We start from the raw sequence: 19,618 nt of genomic DNA, 5'->3' as shown, positions 1-19,618 counted from the left end.
GCGGCGGGAGGGGGAGGTCGACGCGTGGCACAGCAGGTCCGGTCACAACGCGCCACGCTGCGCAGGACACAGCTCCTGGCCGCCTCCGCACGGCTGTTCCAGGAGTTCGGCTACCACAACGTGAGCATGGACGACGTCGCCACCGCCGTCGGGATCACCGGGCCCGCGCTCTACCGGCACTTCCGGAACAAGCACGACGTGCTGGCCCAGGCCCTGCTGGACCAGCTCGCGGCCGTCGAGGTGGCCGTGCGCGCGGCGGCCGACGCGCCGCCGGACGAGCGCTGGGAGCGGTTCGGGCAGGAGCTGTGCACGGTCGTCATGAACCGCGAGGAGGCACTGCTCTGGAAACGGGAGCGGCGCCACCTGACGGGGGACGAGCAGCTCGAGTTCCGCGCGCGGCTGCGCGAGGCGCTGGCCCTCACCGTCCGGGTCGTGCGGGCGGTGCGGCCCGAGCTCGCGGACCAGGAGGCCGACATGGTCGGCTGGGGCGTGCTGAGCGTGTACTCGAACACCCGCGACTACCGGCACGCCCTGGACCGCGCCGCGATGCCCGCGCTCCTGGAGCGGATGGCGAGCGCGATCGTGGCCTGTGACGTGGCCGCCGTCCCCGTGCCCGCGGGGGACCGGCGCACGCCCGAGGAGCGCGTCCCCGCAGGGCGGCGGGAACGGATCCTGCACGCCGCGGCGGTGCTGTTCGACCGGCACGGCTACTACGCGGTGTCCATCGAGGACATCGCCGCCGCCGCGGACGCGGCCATCGCGACCGTGTACCAGCACTTCACCGGCAAGACCGAGCTGCTGCAGGCCGTGCTGGTGCGGGGGGCCGAGGGTGCGCCGTACGTCGCCGCCCACCGCCTCGCGTACACCCGCACGCCCGCCGAGGCGGTCGACACGCTCGTCGGGACGTTCGTCGAGTTGGCCCTGGGCCCCCACCGCAGGCTGCTCGGCATCCTCGCCGCGGACGTCCTCTATCTCCCCGCGGAGGGCCAGCGGGCGATCCGCAAGACCGAGCGGGAGTTCGTCGAGGAGTGGGTCGCGGCGCTCTGCGCGCTGCGTCCGGAGCTGTCCGCGGCCGAGGCCCGGGGCCTGGCGCAGTCGGCGATGGGACTCGTCACCGACCTCGCCCAGACCCCGGGCCTGCGGGCCCGTCCGGGGATCGCGGCCGAGCTACGCCTGCTGGCCACCGCCGTCGTGCGCAGCTAGCCCGACAGGCACCCGCGACTCGTCCCGGCCCCGCCGCCACGCGAACCCGACGGCGGCGAGCACCACCGCGCACGCGGCCAGGATCCCTGCGACGATCGGCGGAGTGGCGAGCAGCCTGCCCTCGTTCGCGGCCAGGACCCACCCGAAGGCGAACGGACCGACGAAGCCACCGGTGATCCCGACCGCGTTGACCAGGGCGATCGTGCCCGCCGCGGTCTGGGCTCGGCCGAGCCGGGGGGTGACGACCGCCCAGAACACCCCGGTGTAGGCGGTGGTCGGGATCGCGATCGCGGCGGCACCCGCGACGAGCAGCAGAAGCTGCGACTCACCCGGCACCATCAGCAGCACGCCCAGGGCGCCGATCAGGCACATCACGACCAGGATCGTGAGATGCCGACGGGTCCGCTCCGCGAGCGGCCCCACGATCAGGCAGGCCACCACCGCGATCAGCGGCGGCACCGACACCAGCAGGCTGATGGTGGTCGTGTCGAGGCCTGCGAAGCCCTTGAGCAGGGTGGGCAGGAAGAAGGTCAGGGCGTAGCCGGTGGTGAGCAGGAGGAACAGCACCACGGTCATCGCCAGCAGGCTCGGCTGTCGGACCAGGACCCGGAAGGCGGCGAGCTGGGTGCGCAGGGAGTGGTCGCCCGGCTCCGCCGCCGCGCCCGCGGACTCGACGACCTGCCGTTCCGCCGGGCTCAGCCAGCGGGCCTCGGCCGGGGAACCCGGGAGGAACCGCAGCACCGCGACCCCGACCACGAGCGTGGCCACGCCGCTGACCAGGAACAACCATCGCCATCCCGGCAGCGGCCCGGTCCAGCTCAGGATCCAGCCGGAGAGCGGGTTGCCGAGCAGCAGCGCGAGCAGGGCCCCGATCGAGAACTGCGAGATCACCCGGGCCCGCATCTCGGCGGGAAACCACGTCGACAGGTACACGATCATGCCCGGCATCAGCCCGGCCTCGGCGACGCCGAGCAGCACGCGCACGGTGTAGAAGCTCCCCGGACCCTGGACCGCCGCCGTGGCGACGGTGACCAGGCCCCAGGTGAGCATGATCCGGGCGAGCCACACCCGGGGCCCGACCTTGGCCAGCAGCAGGTTGCTGGGCACCTCGAGCAGGGCGTAGGCGAGGAAGAAGATCCCGGCGCCCAGCCCGAACGCCGCGGTGCTCAGCCCGATGTCCGCGTTCATCTGCAACGCGGCCAGGCTGACGTTCGTCCGGTCCCAGATGGACAGGAACAGCATCAGCATGCAGAACGGCACGAGACGCCGCCGTGCCTTCGCGAACACGGCGGCGTGGGACGGTGCGGTCATCGTGCGGTGGAGACCCGCAGACCGCGCCGCTCGAGCTCGGGGAGCACCTCGGCGGCGAAGAGCCGCATGCTGGACTCGATCTTGTCGTGCGGGAGGCCGCCGTAGGAGAAGCCGAAGTTCTGGTCGTAGTCGCCGAAGGCGTCGACCCGCTCCTGGATGCGGTCCACGATCTGCTGCGGGGTGCCGGTGATCTGCGCGGCCACGTACCCGTCGGCGGCGGCCTGCTTGCCCGCCGCCTGCATGGCGTCGGCCATCGCGGCGTAGGAGGTGTAGCCCTTGAGGTTGTCGAAGTGGCCCGCCTTGTCGAACGAGTAGTGCCGCATGGTCAGCATGAAGTGCCGGGTGATGTAGTCCCGGGAGACCTCGGCCGCCTCGGCCTCGTCCGCGGCGCAGTAGATGTGGTCGGTCATCACCGGCGGCGGAGCCTGCCTGCTGTGCTTCTCCTCGAACCGGGCCCGGTACTCGCCGATGGTGCGGGCGTGCTCCTCCGTGGGGAACTGCGCGAAGGAGGCGATGGCCAGTCCCGCGTCGGCGGCGGCGGTGCGGGAGTCCTCGGACATCGCGATGCTCACCACCGAGTCAGACAGGTCGCGCTGCGGCCGCGGCCGCAGGTCCGCCTCCGGCTGGCGGTAGATCGGCCCGTCGGCGCGGACGGTGCCCGCCCGCAGCGCGTCGAGCACGATGGCCAGCGACTGGTCGAAGCGCTCCCGAGCCTCGCCCATCTCGATCCCGAACGTGTCGTACTCGATCTTCGACAAGCCGCGTCCGACGCCGAGCTGGGCGCGACCGCCGGACAGTGTGTCCAGCAGGGTGATCTTCTCCGCGACGCGAAGCGGGTCGTTCCACGGCAGGATCACCCCGCCGGTGGTCAGCGTGACCCGCTCGGTCTTCGCGGCCAGGTGCGCCAGGACCATCAGGTTGTCCGGACACATCGAGTACTCGCCGTCGAAGTGGTGCTCCACGCACCAGATCCCATCGAAGCCGAGCGGCTCGGCGAGCTCGGCCAGCCGCAGCTCTGCGTCGTAGAACTCCTGGTCGGAGAGCTGCCCGGAGGAGTTCGAGAAGAACATCTGGTAGGTGACCTTCACCGGTCGTCGTCCTTTCGGTCGGTCAGCGGGGGGAGGGGAGGAACCGGGCGATCTCGTCGATCGCCTCGCGGCCCTCGGGGAGGAAGGAGGAGAACAGCGGCCAGACGTGGCACATGTCCGGGTAGGTGGACAGGGTCGCCGTGCCGCCCGCCTCGGTGGCCCCGGAGACCAGCCTGCGGGCGTCGTCGACGAGGACCTCGGTGGTCGACGCGAGGACCAGCAGCGGCGGGAGGCCGCCGAGCTTGGCGTGGATCGGCGAGGCGAGCGGGTCGTTCGGGTCGTGGCCCTGCAGGTAGCCCGCCGCGAGGTTGCCGATCGAGCCGCGGGAGACGGCGACGTCGGTGTCCGCGTTGGTGTCGATGCTGTCGCCGGTGGCCGCGAAGTCCGCCAGCGGGGACACCACGGCCACGGCGGCGGGGAGTGCCGCGCCGCGGTCTCGCAGAACGGTGAGCGCGGAGACGGCCAACCCGCCGCCCGCCGAGTCGCCACCCACGGCCACGTTCTCGGCGCCGTAGGTCGCGACCGCCCATTCGACGGTCGCGGTGCCGTCGTCGACGGCGGCCGGGAACTTGTGCTCCGGTGCCAGCCGGTAGTCCGGCAGCAGGACGGTTCGCCCGGTCGCGCGGGAGAGCGCGTACCCGAGCTCGCTGAACCCCTCCGGGCTGCCGAGCACGTACCCGCCGCCGTGGAACCACACCAGGACGGAGCCGGCGGCGGCACCGGGCGCGGCGACCGTGCGGATGCGGACGCCGGCGGCGTCCACGTCGCCGACCACGGCGTCCGCGGGCAGCGGGAACTGCAGGAGCATCGCGTCGTACTGGGCGCGCAGCTCGTCGAGGCCTGCGTCCTCCTTCGACGGGAACCCGTCCAGGTAGACGCGTTCGGCGCGGGCGAGGGCTTCGGATCGGGCCATCTGACCTCCATGTCGAGTGAGCCGGCGAGGCGCGCACGGCGCGCCCACATCCCCGAGCTGTGGCGACGCTAACAGAATCGCTCTTCACGCACCAGGCTCTGACGTGCGGATACATCTGTGTTGACGACGATCACCGCTGTAACTACTGTTCACGGCGTGATGCGGCGGAGCCTCTACGACACCGAGCACGAGGACTTCCGGGCGGCGTTTCGGGCCTTCGTGCGGGCCGAGATCACCCCGCACCTCGCGGAGTGGGAGGCGGCGGGCATCGTGCCGCGCGAGCTCTTCGCGGCGGCGGGCGAGGCGGGCTTCGTCGGCATGGCCGTCCCCGCGGAGTACGGCGGCGGCGGAGTCCCGGACTTCCGGTTCAGCGCCGTCGTCGCCGAGGAGATCGGCGCGGGCGGGATCAGCGGGGCCGGGCTCGGCCTGGCCACGCACAACGACATCTGCCTGCCCTACGTGCTCGCGCTGGCCACGGCGGAACAGCGCGAGCGGTGGTTGCCGGGCCTCGCGTCCGGCGAGCTCGTCGCCGCCATCGCGATGACCGAGCCGGGCACGGGCTCCGACCTCACGGGGATCCGGACGTCCGCGCGCCGCGAGGGCGGGGCCTACGTCGTCGACGGGGCGAAGACCTTCATCACCAACGGGATCAACGCGGACCTGGTGATCACGGTGGTCCGCACCGACCGGTCGTCGCGCCACGGCGGGCTGAGTCTGCTGGTCCTGGAACGGGGGATGCCCGGTTTCACTCGCGGTCGCAACCTGGACAAGCTGGGCCAACACGCGCAGGACACCGCCGAGCTCGCGTTCGACGGCGTCCGGGTCCCCGAGGTGAACCTGCTCGGCGAGGAGGGTGGCGCCTTCGTCCAGCTCGTGGCGAACCTGCCCCAGGAACGGCTGTCCATCGCGGTGCTCGCGGTCGCCGCGGCGCGCGCGGCGCTGGACCAGACGCTCGGGTACGTGAAGCAGCGCAAGGCCTTCGGGCGCCCCATCGGCAGCTTCCAGAACTCCAGGTTCGTGCTCGCCGAGATCGCGACCGAGGTGGCGGTGGCGCAGAGCTTCGTGGACGACTGCGTGCGCGCCCACGTCCGCGGCGAGCTGAGCGCGGAGGAGGCGGCGCAGGCGAAGTGGTGGTGCACCGAGCTGCAGGGGCGGGTGGTGGACCGTTGTCTGCAGCTGCACGGCGGATACGGCTACATGCTCGAGTACCCGATCGCCAAGGCGTACGCGGACGCCCGGATCACCCGCATCTACGGCGGGACCACCGAGATCATGAAGGAGGTCGTCGGCCGGGGCCTGGGGCTCTGAGACCGGCGACCACGACGGAGAGCGCGGACATGCGAATCGGACTGATGCTGGACTACGGGCGGCCCATGGCGGAGCTCGCCACCGAGGTCGCCGAGTACGAGGCCGCGGGCCTGGAGTCGGTCACGGTGGGCGAGGCCTACACGTTCGACGCCGTCAGCCAGCTCGGCTACCTGGCCGCGCGCACCCGCACGGTCGAGCTGGCCACCGGCATCCTGCCGCTCTTCTCGCGCACCCCCACGATGACCGCGATGACCGCGGCGGGCCTCGACTACGCCTCGGACGGTCGGTTCCGGCTGGGCATCGGCGCGTCGGGCCCACAGGTGATCGAGGGCTTCCACGGCGTCCTGTACGACGCCCCGCTGGGTCGCACCCGCGAGACGGTCGACGTGTGCCGCGCGGTCTGGCGGCGGGAGAAGGTGGTCCACCAGGGCAGGCGCTACCAGGTGCCGCTGCCCGCCGGCGTGGGGAGCGGCGAGGGCAAGCCGCTCAAGCTGATCAACCGGCCGGTGCGCGACCGCATCCCGATCACGATCGCGGGCACCGGCCCGCGCAACGCCGCCCTCGCCGCGGAGGTCGCCGAGGGCTGGGAGCCGATCTTCTTCCACCCTGGCCGAGCCGCTGCCGTCTGGGGGGAGGCCCTGGCCGAGGGCCGGGCGAAGCGGGCGGAGGAGCTGGGGTCCCTGGACATCGTCGTGCGGGTCCCCACGGCCATCGGCGACGACGTCGCCCACCTCGAGGGTGCCGTGCGGGCGCAGCTCGCGCTCTACATCGGCGGAATGGGTTCGCGCGGGAAGAACTTCTACAACGACCTCGCGGTCCGCTACGGCTACCCGGAGCAGGCGCGCGTCATCCAGGACCTCTTCCTCAGCGGCAAGGCAGCCGAGGCCGCCGCGGCGGTGCCCCAGGAGCTGGTGGACGCCACCTCACTGGTCGGGCCGCGGGGCGCGGTGGCGGAGCGGCTGGCCGCCTTCGCCGAGGCCGGAGTCACGCTGGTGAACCTGTCGCCGCTGGCCCCGGACCACAGCACGCGGTTGCGTGACATCGAGACGCTGCGCGACCTGGCCGGATGAGCGGCCCACCCCGAGCGAAGGAGGACCCCGTGACGATCCCCGATCCCGCCCTCGACGCCCAGCGGCTGCGGGCCGCCGTCGAGCAGGCGGGCAACATCCCCACCCTGCTCTCGGTGCTCCACCAGCTGACCGGCGAGGACCGCTGGGTGTCCGAGGACTATCGGCCCGCCCGCACCAAGGGCTTCGAGGAGCTCAACGACGGCGGCCTCGATCCGGAGCGGCAGGCGGTGGTCCGGGAGGCGGCGGTCGCGGCGGTCCTGGCCTGGCACCGCGGTACCCCCGCAGCTGTGCCGGACCCGTCCGACGAGGTCATGGCGCGGCTGATGAGCACGACCATGGGGGAGCGGGTGGACCCGGCGTACGCGCCGCTCGTCGCCGAGCAGGCGGGGATCCGACCGTACGTGCCGGAGGACGTGTCCTCGCGGCTGGCGGACTCCGGTCGCGAGTTCCCGGTCGTGGTGGTCGGCGCCGGGGTGTCCGGCCTGCTGGCGGCGATCGACCTGCGCCGGGCGGGGATCCCGTTCACGGTGCTGGAGAAGAACTCCGAGGTCGGCGGGACCTGGTGGGAGAACCGCTATCCCGGGGCGCGCGTGGACATCCCGTCGAACCTCTACTCCGTGTCGTTCGCGCCGCACAACTGGTCGGAGCACTTCTCCCGCCGGGACGAGATCTCCGCCTACTTCGCCGACCTGGCCGACCGTTTCGACGTCCGTCGCTCGATCCGGTTCGGCGTGGAGGTCCAGTCCGCGGAGTGGGACGAGGCGGCCCAGCGCTGGCAGGTGTCCACCGTGGACGGCTCCGGGACCCGGGCGACCCTGCACGCCGCCGCCGTGGTGACCGCCGTCGGCCTGCACAACCGGCCGCGCATCCCGGAGCTGTCGGGGCGCGAGGACTTCGCCGGTGAGGTCTTCCACTCCGCACAGTGGCCCGACGGGGTCGACCTCGCAGGCAAGCGCGTCGCGGTGGTGGGTGCGGGCGCCAGCGCGATGCAGGTCGTGAGCGCGGTCGTCGACGAGGTCGCGGAGCTGACCGTGCTGCAGCGGGCGCCGCAGTGGGTGGCGCCCAACGAGTACTACTTCCGCCCGGTGCCGCCGGATCAGCACTGGCTGTTCGACCACGTGCCCTACTACCGGGGCTGGTACCGCTTCCGGCTGTACTGGCTCTACACCGAGCGGCTGTACCCGGCGCAGGTCGTCGACCCCGGGTGGGACCGGGGGAGGAACTCCGTCAACGGGCTGTCCGACGCCTTCCGCAAGCTCTTCACCGGGTACCTGAGGATGCAGCTCGACGGCCGCGAGGACCTCGTCGAGAAGTCCCTGCCGGACTACCCAGTGCTCGGCAAGCGGCTGCTGCTGGACAACGGCTGGTTCGCCGCACTCCGCAAGCCCCACGTCCAGCTGCTCACCGAGGGGCTCGCCGGGTACACCCCGAAGGGGATCGTGACGAGCGCGGGCACCGAGGTCGAGGTGGACGTGGTCATCCTCTGCACGGGCTTCCACCAGCAGCGGTTCCTCGCGCCGCTGGAGATCACCGGCCGGGAGGGGCGCGAGCTGCGCCGCGAGTGGGCGGACGAGGACGGCCGTGCGCACCTGGGCATCACCGCGCCGGGCTTCCCGAACCTGTTCTTCCTCTACGGCCCCAACACGAACCCGCCGGGCGGCAGCTGGATCACGATCGCCGAGGCCCAGGCCAAGTACGTCACCGAGACCCTCGTGGGGATGGTGCGCGCGGGCGTCGGCGCCGTCGAGGTGCGGCAGGAGCCGTTCGAGGCCTACAACCGCGAGCTCGACGAGGCGAACGCCCAGATGGTCTACGGGATCGACGGCGTGGACAACTACTACCGCAACGCCACCGGCCGGGTCGTCACCAACGCGCCCTGGCCGGTGCTGCGGTACTGGACGATGACGGCCGCCCCCGATCCCGCCGACTTCCGTACCACCCCGGCCGCGGTCCCCGCCGCGGCCGAGTGAGACCCGGGGCGGCCCGGGGTCACGACACCCCCCGGGCCGCCCCGTCCCAGTACCGCGCCCGCAGCGCCCGCTTGTTCACCTTCGCGGCGGGGGTGAGCGGCAGGGCGTCCACGACGTCGACGGTGCGCGGCGCCTTGTACCGGGCGATCAACCCGGCACAGTGCTCTCGCAGCTCCCCGTCCGCGACGGTGGCCCCCTCCTGCAGGACGACGACGGCGTGCACCCGCTCGCCCCACTCCGCGTCGGGCACCCCGATCACCGCGCAGGCGGCGATCGCCGGGTGCTGGGCCAGCGCGTTCTCCACCTCCGCCGAGTACACGTTCTCGCCCCCGGACACGATCATGTCCTTGATCCGGTCGACGACGAAGACGTAGCCGGCGTCGTCCATGTAGCCCCCGTCCCCGGTGTGCATCCAGCCGTCCCGTACCGCGGCGGCGGTCTCCTCGGGGCGGTTCCAGTACCCCAGCATCACGTGGGGGCCCCGGGCGACGATCTCGCCGACCGTGCCGCGCGGGACCTCGTGGTCGGCGGTGTCGACGATCCGGACCTCGGCGTAGGGCACCGCGCGACCCGCCGACCGCCGCAGCCCGTCCTTGAGATGGTCGTCGCAGGTCAGGATCGTGGTGCTGGGGGAGAGCTCGGTCATCCCGTAGGCCTGCAGCAGCCGGACGCGGGGCAGCAGCGCCATGGTCCGGGCGAGCACGGCCTCCGAGATGGGGGAGGCGCCGTAGAGCAGGTGCTGCAGGCTGGAGAGGTCCTTCTCCCGGGCCTCCGGGGAGTCCACGAACATCTGGATCATCGTGGGCGCCAGGAACATGTCGGTGATCCGGTGCCGTTCGACCGCGTCCGCGACGGCGGCCGGGGTGAACGCCGGGAGGACGACGTGGGTCCCGCCCACGAGGTTGCGGGCGATCCAGCCCGCCCCGTCGGCCAGGTGGAACATCGGGGCGCTGTGCAGCAGCCTGCCGCCCGGGGTCATGAACTCGCCGGTGGCGGCGGCACCGAGCGCGGCGGTGACCAGGTTGGTGTGGCTGAGCATCACGCCCTTCGGCGTACCGGTGGTGCCGCCGGTGTAGTAGATCGCGGCGAGGCTGTCGCCGCCGCGTCGGGCGTCCTCGACCGGCTCGTGCGCCGCGACGAGCTCCTCCAGTCCGAGGGCTCCCTCGGGGCGGGGCCCGGTGCCCGAGTGGACATAGGTGTGCACGCCCGGCGCGAGCTCGCGCACCCGCTCGACGAGCCCGGCGAAGGCGTCGTCGACCACGAGCAGCCCGGTGCCGGAGTCCTCGAGCGAGAAGGCGATCTCCTGGGCGCTCCAGCGTGTGTTGACCGGGACGGTCACCGCGTCCGCCCAGGGCACCGCGAGCTGCACGTCGTGGTAGTCGTCGGAGTTGAGGGCGAGGATGCCGACCCGGTCACCGGCTCGGACGCCCCGTGCCCGGAATGCGGCCGCCAGCCGGGCGACCCGGTCGTGACACTCCCGCCACGTCCGCACCCGGTCCCCGCAGACGGTGGCGGCGAGGTCGGGAGTCTGTTGCTCGGCGCGGTGCAGGGCCTGGGTCAGGTACATCGTCGTCCTTCCTGAGTACTGCCAGGGACGATATCGTCCTTCACGTGACTGGCATAGAGACCAGCTCGGACCCGGCGATGCCGGTCGCCAAGCAGAGAATCAAGACTCACTCTCCGGTGGATCCCGAGCTCGCCCCCCTCGCTCCGCGGCTGCGTCCCGCCGACCTTCGGGACCCGGAGCGGGCGCGGTACGTCCTGCGCCGTACGTTCGCCGCGCTGCCCGCGCCGGACGCCAGTGGCGTCGCGATCGAGACCCGCGAGATCCCCGGGGCGGTCTCGGTGCGGGTCCTGCGGCCCGCCGGGGGTGGCGTCCCGGCCGCAGTGCTCGACGTCCACGGCGGCGGTTTCGTCTGCGGCGAGGCGCGGGACGGGGACGCCGTGAACGTCGCCCTCGTCCGCGCGCTCGGCGTGACCGTGGTGAGCGTGGACTACCGGCTCGCGCCCGAGCACCCCTACCCGGCCGCGCTCGACGACTGCGAGGCCGCCTTCCGCTGGCTCGTCGACCAGCCCGACATCGACCCCAGGCGCCTCGCGCTCCACGGTTCCAGCGCGGGCGCGGGACTGTGCGCCGCGCTCGCTCTCCGGCTGCGGGACCGCGGCGGCCCGGCCCCCGCCTTCCAGTTCCTGTCCATCCCCGAGCTCGACGACCGCGTCGAGACCCCGAGCGCCCGGGCCTTCGTCGATACTCCGATGTGGACCCGAGAGGCGGCTGAGCTGAGCTGGGAGGCCTACCTCGGTGCGGGCCGACGCGGCGCCGCGGACGTCTCGCCCCACGCCGCCCCCGCCCGCGCCACCGATCTCACCGGACTGCCACCCGCCTACGTCTCGGTGATGGCGCTCGACCCCCTCCGCGACGAGGGGATCGCCTACGCGCTCGCCCTGCAGGCGGCAGGTGTCCCGGTCGAGCTGCACCTCTTCCCGGGCACCTTCCACGGCTCCGGCCTCCTCCCCGCCGCGATCTCCCGCAGGGAGGCGGCCGAGCGGGTCGCGGTGCTGGGGAAGGCGCTGGGCGTCCCGCTCGACGGCTGACCTCGGCCGCTGCCGACCCCGCCGAGGGTCGGGCTTTGACATACATTCAGAGATGGATGTATCTTGGGTCACATCGAGGCGCTGCCGGCGGCGTCCCGAGCGGTCGACCCGCCGGCAGCCCTGTCTGCGTGAGCACGCTCCCGACGGTGAGAGAGGGCTACGTATGCGGTTCGGGATCTTCACTCTGATCGAGACCAGGGACGGCGACCACCAGGCGGCCTACAAGGAGGTCATGGGTCAGGTCGAGTACGCCGAGGAGCTGGGCTTCGACAACGTCTGGTTGGCCGAGCACCACGGGAGCCACTACGGCTCCATGCCTTCGCCGCAGATCTTCGCGGCCGCGGCCGCCCGGGCGACCGAACGGATCAGGATCGGTGCCGCGGTGTCGGTGCTCCCGTTCGCCAACCCGGTCCGGGTCGCGGAGGACTGGGCGATGGTCGACGTGCTGAGCAACGGCAGGCTCGACCTTGGCGTCGGTCGCGGCTACCAGCCGCCGGAGTACGCGATGCTCGGTCTCACCGAGCGGCAGCCGGTCAGTCGCAAGGTGTTCCGCGAGAGCCTGGACATCCTGATCGGGCTCTACGAGAACGAGACGTTCTCGTACCAGGGCGAGTTCTACTCGATCGAGGACGTCTCGATCACGCCACGACCGGTGCAGCGACCGCGACCGCCGATCTTCGTCGCAGCGCTGAGCCCCGGCACCTTCGACCTCATGGGCGAGTACGGGCTCGACGGCATGGCGCTGGTGGGTCTGGAACCGCTCGACGTCGTGATGGACCACGTGCTGAAGGCGAAACGGGACCTCGCCGCACGCGGTCTCGACGCCGCTGCTCTGCGGTATCCGTTGTTCTGCCTGACCGCCCTCGGTCACACGAAGGACGCGGCGATCCAGAAGATCGCACCCGCCTTGCAGTGGCACTTCACCACCGCTGCCCAGATCTTCCCCGGCGGCTCCACCCACGCCGCGCCCGAGGGCTACGAGTTCTTCGCGCAGCAGTTCGCGGCAGGCGCGAGTGCCACCGTGGACGATCTGCTCGGTTCCGGGCTGTTCCTCGCCGAGACGGCCGAGGGCATGTGCTCGGTCGTCGAGCGGGCGCGGACCACGATCGGACAGAACGAGATGACGCTGCACTTCCGGTTCGGCGGGATGCCGGACAAGGACGTCCGCGAGTCGATGAAGATCTTCGCGGAGGAGGTCATGCCGCAGTTCAAGGAGAAGCAGGGCGATCTGCCCGGCGGGTTCTGATCGGTACGGAGCGGTACTGACGAGGAGGACGTGGGATGGTGCAGGTCGAGGCGTCGCCGCGCGTGGTGTTGGACGGCGGCCACTTCTTCGAGGGACCCAGGTGGCGCGACGGGCGGCTGTGGGTCTCGGACTTCTTCGGCAAGCGGGTGGTCTCGGCCGACGGGGCGGGCACGGACGTGCGGGTCGAGGCCGAGGTCGAGAACCGCCCCTCCGGCCTGGGCTGGCTGCCCGACGGGCGACTGCTGGTCGTGTCGATGCTGGACCAGCTGATACTCGTGCGGGACGCGGCGGGGAGGCTGTCCGTGCACGCGGACCTCTCACCGCTCACCGGCGGCTACATGATCAACGACATGCGGGTGGACGCGGCGGGCAACGCCTACGTGTCGACGATCGGCTTCGACCCCTACCGCGGCGAGCCGATGCGGGAGAGCAACGTCCTGCTGGTCCGCCCGGACGGCAGCACCGGCGTGGCCTCGTCGGAGGGGCTGATCGTGCCGAACGGGAGCCTCTTCCTCCCCGACGGCACCTTCGTCGTCGCCGAGACCATGCGCCAGCGGCTGCACGCCTTCCGGCAGGCGACCGACGGCACCCTGGTCGACCACCGGATCTGGGCGACGTTCGGGGACGTCCCGGAGACCACGGACGTGATGGAGCGCATCGGCGCGCTCGCCGTGGGTCCGGACGGGATCTGCGCGGACTCCGAGGGGGCGATCTGGGTGGCGGACTCCTTCCACAACCGGGTGCTGCGCGTCCGCGAGGGTGGCGAGATCGTGGACGAGATCGTGCTGGCGGCGAGCGGGGCCTACGCCTGCGCGCTCGGCGGGCCGGACGGACAGGACCTCTACGTCTGCAGCGCGCCGGACTTCGACGACACCGCGCGTTCCGCGGCTGCGGAGGCGTCGGTGCTGGCCTTCCGGGTGCCGGTGCCGGCCTGACGGGAAGCGACGACGCGGCCTCGGCCTCGGCCTCGGCCTCGGCCTCGACCACACTGGAGTGATCGACGATGAGCTGGCGGAACCTGGGTGACAAGGTGCGGAACTGGGGCCGGTGGGGCCCCGACGACCAACGGGGCACCCTCAACCACATCACACCGGAGGCGCTGCGCCGTGCGGCCGGAACCGTCCGGTCGGGGCGGACCGTCTCGCTGTCCGCCCCGATCTCGGCGGACGGTCCGCAGGGCGCGCACGGGATCCGGCGCAACCCCGTCCATCTGATGCAGGTCGACGGCGCCGACTCGGACATCGCGGGCAGGCTCGGCTCGTGGGGCGGCCGGTCGGCAGCCGAGGTCGGCGGCCTGTTCGGCGCAGGGTCGCTGCGTTTCAACGACGACTACCTGATCATGCCGACCCAGGCCGCCACGCAGTGGGACGCCCTGGCGCATGTCTACTACGACGGCGAGCTGTACAACGGCGTGCCCGCCTCGGCGGTGACCAGCTTGGGCGCGGTCCGCAACGGGATCGACGCGGTCGCGGACGCGGGCGGCGTCTGCGCCCGCGGAGTGCTGCTCGACGTGGCCCGGCACCGAGGCGTCCCGCACCTGGACCCCAACCAGACGATCGACCCGGCAGAACTGGACGCCGTCGCGGCGGCACAGGGGGTCACCATCGGCACCGGGGACGTGGTCGTCGTCCGTACCGGCTGGTGGCCGGTCTTCCGGGACGGCCGGGCGACGCCCGACGAGTGGCTCGCCCAGACCCCGGGCCTGTCCTGGGAGTGCGCGGAGTGGCTGCACGAGCACGAGATCGCCGCGGTCGCGGCGGACAACGTGTGCGTGGAGGCCATGGTCCCGGTGGAGGGGGAGATGCTCGTGCTGCACATGCTGGCGTTGCGGGACATGGGTCTGACGCTCGGCGAGATCTGGGATCTCGAGGCGATCGGTGCCGACTGCGCGGAGGACGGCCGGTACGAGTTCCTGCTCTGCGCCCCCGCGCTGTCCATCACCGGAGCCGTGGGCTCCCCGATCAACCCGGTGGCGATGAAGTGACCGAACCCGCGCCGTCCGACGACCTCCTCGACGCGCTGATCATCGGCACCGGGGTCGCCGGCATCCTCCAGCTCCACCGGCTCCGGGAGCAGGGCCGCACCGTCCTCGCGGTGGACGCTGCACCCGGGGTCGGCGGAACCTGGAACTGGAACCGCTACCCGGGCGCCAGGGTGGACTCGGAGAGCTACACCTACGGCTACTACTTCTCCGAGGAGCTCCTCGCCGACTGGACCTGGACCGAGCACTTCTGCAGCCAGCCGGAGAACGAGGCCTACCTCAACCACGTGGTGGACCGGTTCGGACTGCGCGAGCACATCCGGCTCCGCACGGCCGTGACCGCGGCGACCTACGACGACGGGACGGACACGTGGACCGTCCGGTTCGACGACGGCACCCACCGCCGGGCCCGGTTCGTCATCACCGCGGTCGGCATCCTCTCCGCGCCGCAGTACCCGGCAGCGCCGGGGCGCGAGGACTTCCAGGGCGTCTCGGCCCACACCGCGCGATGGCCGCACGAGCCCGTCGAGGTCGAGGGCAGGCGGGTAGGGGTGATCGGCACCGGGTCCAGCGGCGTGCAGCTGATCACGGCGATCGCGGACCGGGTCGGTGAGCTGACGGTCTTCCAGCGGACGCCGAACTGGTGCCCACCGCTCAACAACGGCCCCCTCACGGCCGCGGACATGACCGATCTCCGCGGGCGGTACCAGGAGATCTGGGCCGCGTGCCAGGCGCTCGGTTCGGTGTACGCCGCCCCCGCCCACCCGGCCTCGGACCTCAGTCCGGCGCAGCGCCGGACCTTCTTCGAGGACCTGCTGGACAGCAAGCGTGGCCTGGCGTCCCTCTACGCCAACTTCGTGGAGGTGATGGTCGACCCCGGGCTCAACCGGGAGTTCGCCGCGGTGCTGGCCGACCGGATCCGGGCCCGGGTGGACGATCCCGCCGTCGCCGAGAGACTCGTCCCGCGGCACCATTTCGGGGTGAAGCGGCCACCGCTGGAGACCGGCTACTACGAGGTCTACAACCGGGACAACGTCACCCTGGTGGACCTGCTCGAAGAGCCGATCGAGCGGATCACCCGCACCGGGGTCCGCACCGCGGCGCAGGACTACGACCTCGACGTCCTCGTCTACGCCACCGGTTTCGACGCGGTGACCGGCTCCTTCGATCGCATCGACATCACCGGCGCACGGGGCGTGAGCCACCGGGACGTCTGGAAGGCCGGCGCACTCACCCACGTCGGCGTGGCCACACCGGGGTTCCCGAACCTCCTGTACGTCGGGGGTCCGCAGAGCCTGGTCGGCAACATCCCGCGGGTGGTCGAACACCAGGTGGAGTTCGTGTCCGAGCTGGTGGGCCGAGCGCTCGACGACGGTGTTCGGCGCGTCGAGGTCACCCAGGAGGCGGCGCAGGCCTGGACCGACCACGTCGAGGAGGTCGTGGACACCACGCTGTACCGGACCGGACAGTCCTGGATGTACGGGTCGAACACCCCGGGCAAGGCCCGCGCGTTCGGCCTCTACGCAGGCGGTCTCAGGGCCTACGTGGACCGGCTGAACGGGATCCGGGCGGACGGCTACACGGGGTTCGTGCTGAGCACGTCCTGAGGCGGGACCGGCCCGCGACCACCGAACGAGGAGACCGGCATGACAGTCGCGGGCAGCATCCCCGCCGTGGAGGAGTGCGTCTTCCCCGCGGCCCTGCGAGCACACGCACAGCGGACCCCGGACAAGGTCTTCGCGGCCTTCCCGGACGGACGTGCCTGGACCTACCGACAGATGTGGCGAGAGGCGAACGCGGTCGCGGCGGCGTTGCGGGACCTCGGGATCGGGCCAGGGGACGAGGTGATCAGCTGGTGCACCTCGGTGGGGGACACCCTGCGGGTCTGGTTCGGGACGAACCTGCTCGGCGCCGTCCACGTGCCGCTGAACCCCGCGTTGCGCGGGCGGATCCTGGCGCACGCGGTGGACACCGTCTCCCGGGCCAGGGTGATGGTGGCCGACCCCGAGCTGCATCCGCGCCTGGACGTGACCGAGCGGCGGCACCTGGAGCACGTGCTGCCTCCCTTCGCCGATGCGGACCTGGCCCGCGTCGACGTGGTCGTCGAGCCCGAGCGGCCCGTGCAGCCGTGGGACACCTCGATGATCCTGCTGACCTCGGGGACCACCGGCCCGTCCAAGGGCGTCGTGTGCCCCTACGTGCACATCGCCACCACCGCCGAGGTGGTCGCCGAAGGCGGCTGGTTCGGCTCGGCGGACCGCTACCTGGTCAGCCTGCCGGTCTTCCACGCCGGTGGCGTCTTCGCGGTCGCCAACGGCCTGCTCGGCGGGGCGTCGATCGGCGTGATGGACCGCTTCGACACCGCGACCTTCTGGGACGTCGTCCGGGCGACCCGGTCCACGCACGCCACCATCCTCGGCGTGATGGGGCACTTCCTGATGAACCGGGCGCCGGACCCGCGCGATCGGGGCCACACGCTGCGCCGGGCGATCCTCGGCCCGGTGACCGACGCGACCCCCGCGCTGGCCGAGCGGTTCGGGCTCGAGGTCATCACGATCTTCAACATGACCGAGGCGTCGCTGCCGCTGAAGTCCGCGCCGGGGCCGTCGCGCCAGGGGATCCTCGGGCGGGTGCGACCGGGCGTCGACGCGCGGGTGGTGGACGAGCACGACCTCCAGGTCCCCGACGGGGTACCGGGCGAGCTGATCCTGCGCGCCGACCGGCCGTGGTCGATGAACGCGGGCTACGCGAACGATGCCGAGGCCACCGCACGGGCCTGGCGCAACGGCTGGTTCCACACCGGGGACACCGTGCGCCGCACGCCGGAGGGCGACTACTTCTTCGTGGACCGCAAGAAGGACGCGATCCGGCGCCGCGGCGAGAACATCTCCTCCATCGAGCTGGAGGCCGAGCTGTTGGCCTACCCGCCGATCGGCGACGCCGCGGTGGTGCCCGTGCCCAGCGAGTTCTCCGAGGACGAGGTGCTGGCGGTCGTCGTCCCGAAGCCGGGTGCCGAGCTCGCCCCGGAAGCGTTGGTCGAGTTCCTCCGTCCGCGGGTGCCGTACTACATGGTTCCCCGCTACGTGCGGATCGTGGACGACCTGCCCCGCACACCGTCGAACAAGGTCGAGAAGTTCCGGCTGCGCGAGGCCGGACTCACCCCGGACACCTGGGACCGGGAGGCCGCAGGGATCCGGGTGACCGCGCGCGGTTGACCGTCCGGCCGCCCGTGGGGATCCACGGGCGGCCGGAGACGGTCAGCTCTCGGACCGGGGGAGGGGTGCTCCGGCGTACATCGAGTCGATCTCCACGGCGTGGCGGGCCTGGATGGCGCGCCGCTTGAGCTTCATCGTCGGCGTCACCTCCCCCGAGTCCGGCGTCCAGTCCCGCGTCAGCACCACGAACTTCTTGAGCTGCTCGGGCCGGGAGAGGGTCGCGTTGATCGCGTCCACCCCCGCCTGGATCTCGGCCCGGCAGTCGGGGTGGGCGGCGACGGAGGTGACGTCCTCGGGAATGCCGCGGCGCTGCGCCCAGGCTGCGGCGTAGACGGGGTCCAGGACGATCAGCGCGGCGATGTACGGGCGGTCGTCGCCGACGACGGCGACCTGGCCGACCAGGTCGAGCTTCTTGAGAGCGCCCTCGATCGTGGCCGGGGAGACGTTCTTGCCGCCGGAGGTGATGATCAGCTCCTTCTTGCGGTCGATCACCTGCAGGTAGCCGTCCCCGACCTCCCGGACCACGTCGCCGGTGTGCAGCCAGCCGTCGGCGTCGAAGGACTCCGCGGTGCGCACGGGATCGTTGAAGTAGCCGGGCGAGAGCTGGCCGCCGCGCAGCAGCAGCTCGCCGTCGGGCAGCAGCGCTGCCTCGACCCCCGGTGCGGGGACACCGACGGTGCCGGGACGCACCGACTGGATGTCCCAGGTCGTGATCATCGGCGACTCGGTCATCCCCAGCAGCTCCAGCAGGGGGATGCCGAGGGAGAGGTAGAAGTCGAACAGGTGGCGGGCCAGCGCCGCGCCGCCGGAGAACGCCGCCACACAGCTGTCCAGCCCGACGGTGGCCTTGAGCGGCCGCAGCACGGTCTCGTCGAGCTCGTCCCAGCGACGGGCGAGCTCGGGGTCGACCGCCTGGCCGCGCGAGCGGGCCGTGTTCAGCCTCAGGCCCAGGTCGAGGGCCTCGCGGACTGCGGCGAGCCGGTCCGGCGGCAGCGACTCGATGGCCGTGGTCATCCGGGCGTGCAGCTTCTCCCAGGTGCGGGGCACGGCGCCGAGGCAGTGCGGCCGCACGGCGAGCAGGAACTCGTCCAGCCGTGCCAGCTCCGGGCAGATCGTGACCTCGGTGCCGGTGCTGACGTGCAGGTAGTGGTTGAAGACCCGGTCGGAGATGTGGGCCATCGGCAGGTAGGAGATGAGCCGCCAGCCCGTCGTCGGCAGGCGCAGCGCTCGGTGCAGCGACTCGAGGGTCCAGCACAGGTTGGCGTGGGTCAGCATGACGCCCTTGGGCATCCCGGTCGTGCCCGAGGTGTAGAGCAGGGTGGCCAGCTCGTCCGGTCTGCTCGCCTCGACGGCCCGGGCGAGGTCGAGCGGCTCGTGGGCGAGCAGGTCGGCGAAGGAACGCACCGAGGGCGGCGCCTGGTCCGGGTCGTCGATCACCACGATCTCGCGCAGGTGGGTCAGACGGTCCCGGACCTCCAGGAACCGGTCGAGGAACGGGTGGCCGCCCGCGACCGCCACCGCCGCCTCGCTCTGGTTGAGCAGGTAGACGATCTGCTCGGGCGCCGAGGTGTTGTAGATCGAGATCGGCACCCCGCCCGCGAGCTGCGTGCCCAGGTCGGCGATGTGGAACTCGGCGCGGTTGGTCATCATGAGCACCACCCGGTCGCCGCGCCGCAGGCCGAGTGCGCGCAGCCCGGCGGCGAAGGCGCAGGCCCGGT

General features: G+C 72.1%; 15 protein-coding genes. 10 read left to right on the top strand and 5 right to left on the bottom strand.

From position 1 onward, the window contains the following. Positions 1-24: 24 nt before the first annotated feature. A complete protein-coding gene (locus H5J29_RS00075) occupies positions 25-1,203 on the top strand; it encodes a TetR/AcrR family transcriptional regulator (protein WP_181778781.1) in 1,179 nt (392 codons plus the stop codon). Here the strand turns inward: H5J29_RS00075 and H5J29_RS00070 are convergent. The 3 genes from H5J29_RS00070 to H5J29_RS00060 are packed head-to-tail and all read right to left on the bottom strand — an operon-like array spanning position 1,168 to position 4,515. Next, positions 1,168-2,514: an MFS transporter gene (locus H5J29_RS00070; RefSeq protein WP_181778780.1), complete on the bottom strand. Its 1,347-nt coding sequence runs from the start codon at positions 2,512-2,514 to the stop codon at positions 1,168-1,170. The genes H5J29_RS00075 and H5J29_RS00070 overlap by 36 nt on opposite strands. Beyond that, positions 2,511-3,602, bottom strand: a complete 1,092-nt coding sequence (locus H5J29_RS00065; RefSeq protein WP_181778779.1) for an LLM class flavin-dependent oxidoreductase — start codon at positions 3,600-3,602, stop codon at positions 2,511-2,513. Before H5J29_RS00065 ends, H5J29_RS00070 begins: the two co-directional genes overlap by 4 nt. A 22-nt stretch (positions 3,603-3,624) precedes the next feature. Next, positions 3,625-4,515, bottom strand: a complete 891-nt coding sequence (locus H5J29_RS00060) for an alpha/beta hydrolase (RefSeq protein WP_181778778.1) — start codon at positions 4,513-4,515, stop codon at positions 3,625-3,627. 159 nt (positions 4,516-4,674) lie between these two features. Between H5J29_RS00060 and H5J29_RS00055 the strand changes: the two genes are divergently transcribed. The 3 genes from H5J29_RS00055 to H5J29_RS00045 are packed head-to-tail and all read left to right on the top strand — an operon-like array spanning position 4,675 to position 8,863. After that, a complete protein-coding gene (locus tag H5J29_RS00055; protein ID WP_181778827.1) occupies positions 4,675-5,823 on the top strand; it encodes an acyl-CoA dehydrogenase family protein in 1,149 nt (382 codons plus the stop codon). 29 nt (positions 5,824-5,852) lie between these two features. Continuing rightward, positions 5,853-6,893 carry an LLM class F420-dependent oxidoreductase gene (locus tag H5J29_RS00050; RefSeq protein WP_181778777.1) on the top strand — a complete coding sequence of 347 codons (1,041 nt, stop codon included), beginning with the start codon at positions 5,853-5,855 and terminating at the stop codon, positions 6,891-6,893. A gap of 29 nt (positions 6,894-6,922) precedes the next feature. Further along, positions 6,923-8,863, top strand: coding sequence for a flavin-containing monooxygenase (locus H5J29_RS00045; RefSeq protein ID WP_220186822.1), 1,941 nt, complete (start codon positions 6,923-6,925; stop codon positions 8,861-8,863). Positions 8,864-8,882: 19 nt separating this feature from the next. On the opposite strand, the gene H5J29_RS00040 is transcribed toward H5J29_RS00045, so the two are convergent. Further along, positions 8,883-10,430, bottom strand: coding sequence for a long-chain-fatty-acid--CoA ligase (locus H5J29_RS00040; protein WP_181778775.1), 1,548 nt, complete (start codon positions 10,428-10,430; stop codon positions 8,883-8,885). A gap of 116 nt (positions 10,431-10,546) precedes the next feature. On the opposite strand from H5J29_RS00040, the gene H5J29_RS00035 reads away from it, so the two are divergent. The 6 genes from H5J29_RS00035 to H5J29_RS00010 all read left to right on the top strand — a co-directional run bounded on the left by H5J29_RS00035 (position 10,547) and on the right by H5J29_RS00010 (position 17,900). Further along, complete coding sequence (locus H5J29_RS00035; protein WP_312858002.1) at positions 10,547-11,458, top strand: alpha/beta hydrolase; 912 nt, start codon at positions 10,547-10,549, stop codon at positions 11,456-11,458. Positions 11,459-11,621: 163 nt separating this feature from the next. Continuing rightward, positions 11,622-12,704 (top strand): LLM class flavin-dependent oxidoreductase, encoded by a 1,083-nt coding sequence (locus H5J29_RS00030; protein ID WP_181778774.1) that lies wholly within the window; start codon positions 11,622-11,624, stop codon positions 12,702-12,704. Positions 12,705-12,739: 35 nt separating this feature from the next. Beyond that, positions 12,740-13,639 carry an SMP-30/gluconolactonase/LRE family protein gene (locus H5J29_RS00025; protein ID WP_181778773.1) on the top strand — a complete coding sequence of 300 codons (900 nt, stop codon included), beginning with the start codon at positions 12,740-12,742 and terminating at the stop codon, positions 13,637-13,639. Positions 13,640-13,707: 68 nt separating this feature from the next. After that, positions 13,708-14,688 carry a cyclase family protein gene (locus H5J29_RS00020; protein WP_181778772.1) on the top strand — a complete coding sequence of 327 codons (981 nt, stop codon included), beginning with the start codon at positions 13,708-13,710 and terminating at the stop codon, positions 14,686-14,688. After that, on the top strand, positions 14,685-16,292 hold the full coding sequence (locus H5J29_RS00015; RefSeq protein ID WP_181778771.1) for a flavin-containing monooxygenase: 1,608 nt from the start codon (positions 14,685-14,687) through the stop codon (positions 16,290-16,292). Before H5J29_RS00020 ends, H5J29_RS00015 begins: the two co-directional genes overlap by 4 nt. A gap of 39 nt (positions 16,293-16,331) precedes the next feature. Beyond that, the gene (locus H5J29_RS00010; protein WP_181778770.1) at positions 16,332-17,900 is read left to right on the top strand and encodes an AMP-binding protein; all 1,569 of its coding nucleotides are present in this window, start codon (positions 16,332-16,334) and stop codon (positions 17,898-17,900) included. Positions 17,901-17,942: 42 nt separating this feature from the next. Here H5J29_RS00010 and H5J29_RS00005 read toward each other — a convergent pair. After that, positions 17,943-19,618, bottom strand: a 1,676-nt coding sequence (locus H5J29_RS00005; protein WP_181778769.1) for an AMP-dependent synthetase/ligase, incomplete at its 5' end; no start/stop codon positions are given.

Origin of the sequence: Pseudonocardia pini, assembly GCF_013870575.1 — a bacterium.
Lineage (GTDB): Bacteria > Actinomycetota > Actinomycetes > Mycobacteriales > Pseudonocardiaceae > Pseudonocardia > Pseudonocardia pini.
This window is presented reverse-complemented; position numbering and strand designations above follow the sequence as displayed.

Excerpts from the sequence above, each read along its gene's own strand:
- H5J29_RS00010 (WP_181778770.1), top strand. The coding sequence starts at position 16,332 with ATGACAGTCGCGGGCAGCATCCCCGCCGTGGAGGAGTGCGTCTTCCCC.
- H5J29_RS00060 (WP_181778778.1), bottom strand. The coding sequence starts at position 4,515 with ATGGCCCGATCCGAAGCCCTCGCCCGCGCCGAACGCGTCTACCTGGAC.
- H5J29_RS00025 (WP_181778773.1), top strand. The coding sequence starts at position 12,740 with ATGGTGCAGGTCGAGGCGTCGCCGCGCGTGGTGTTGGACGGCGGCCAC.
- H5J29_RS00070 (WP_181778780.1), bottom strand. The coding sequence starts at position 2,514 with ATGACCGCACCGTCCCACGCCGCCGTGTTCGCGAAGGCACGGCGGCGT.
- H5J29_RS00040 (WP_181778775.1), bottom strand. The coding sequence starts at position 10,430 with ATGTACCTGACCCAGGCCCTGCACCGCGCCGAGCAACAGACTCCCGAC.
- H5J29_RS00030 (WP_181778774.1), top strand. The coding sequence starts at position 11,622 with ATGCGGTTCGGGATCTTCACTCTGATCGAGACCAGGGACGGCGACCAC.
- H5J29_RS00055 (WP_181778827.1), top strand. The coding sequence starts at position 4,675 with ATGCGGCGGAGCCTCTACGACACCGAGCACGAGGACTTCCGGGCGGCG.
- H5J29_RS00050 (WP_181778777.1), top strand. The coding sequence starts at position 5,853 with ATGCGAATCGGACTGATGCTGGACTACGGGCGGCCCATGGCGGAGCTC.
- H5J29_RS00020 (WP_181778772.1), top strand. The coding sequence starts at position 13,708 with ATGAGCTGGCGGAACCTGGGTGACAAGGTGCGGAACTGGGGCCGGTGG.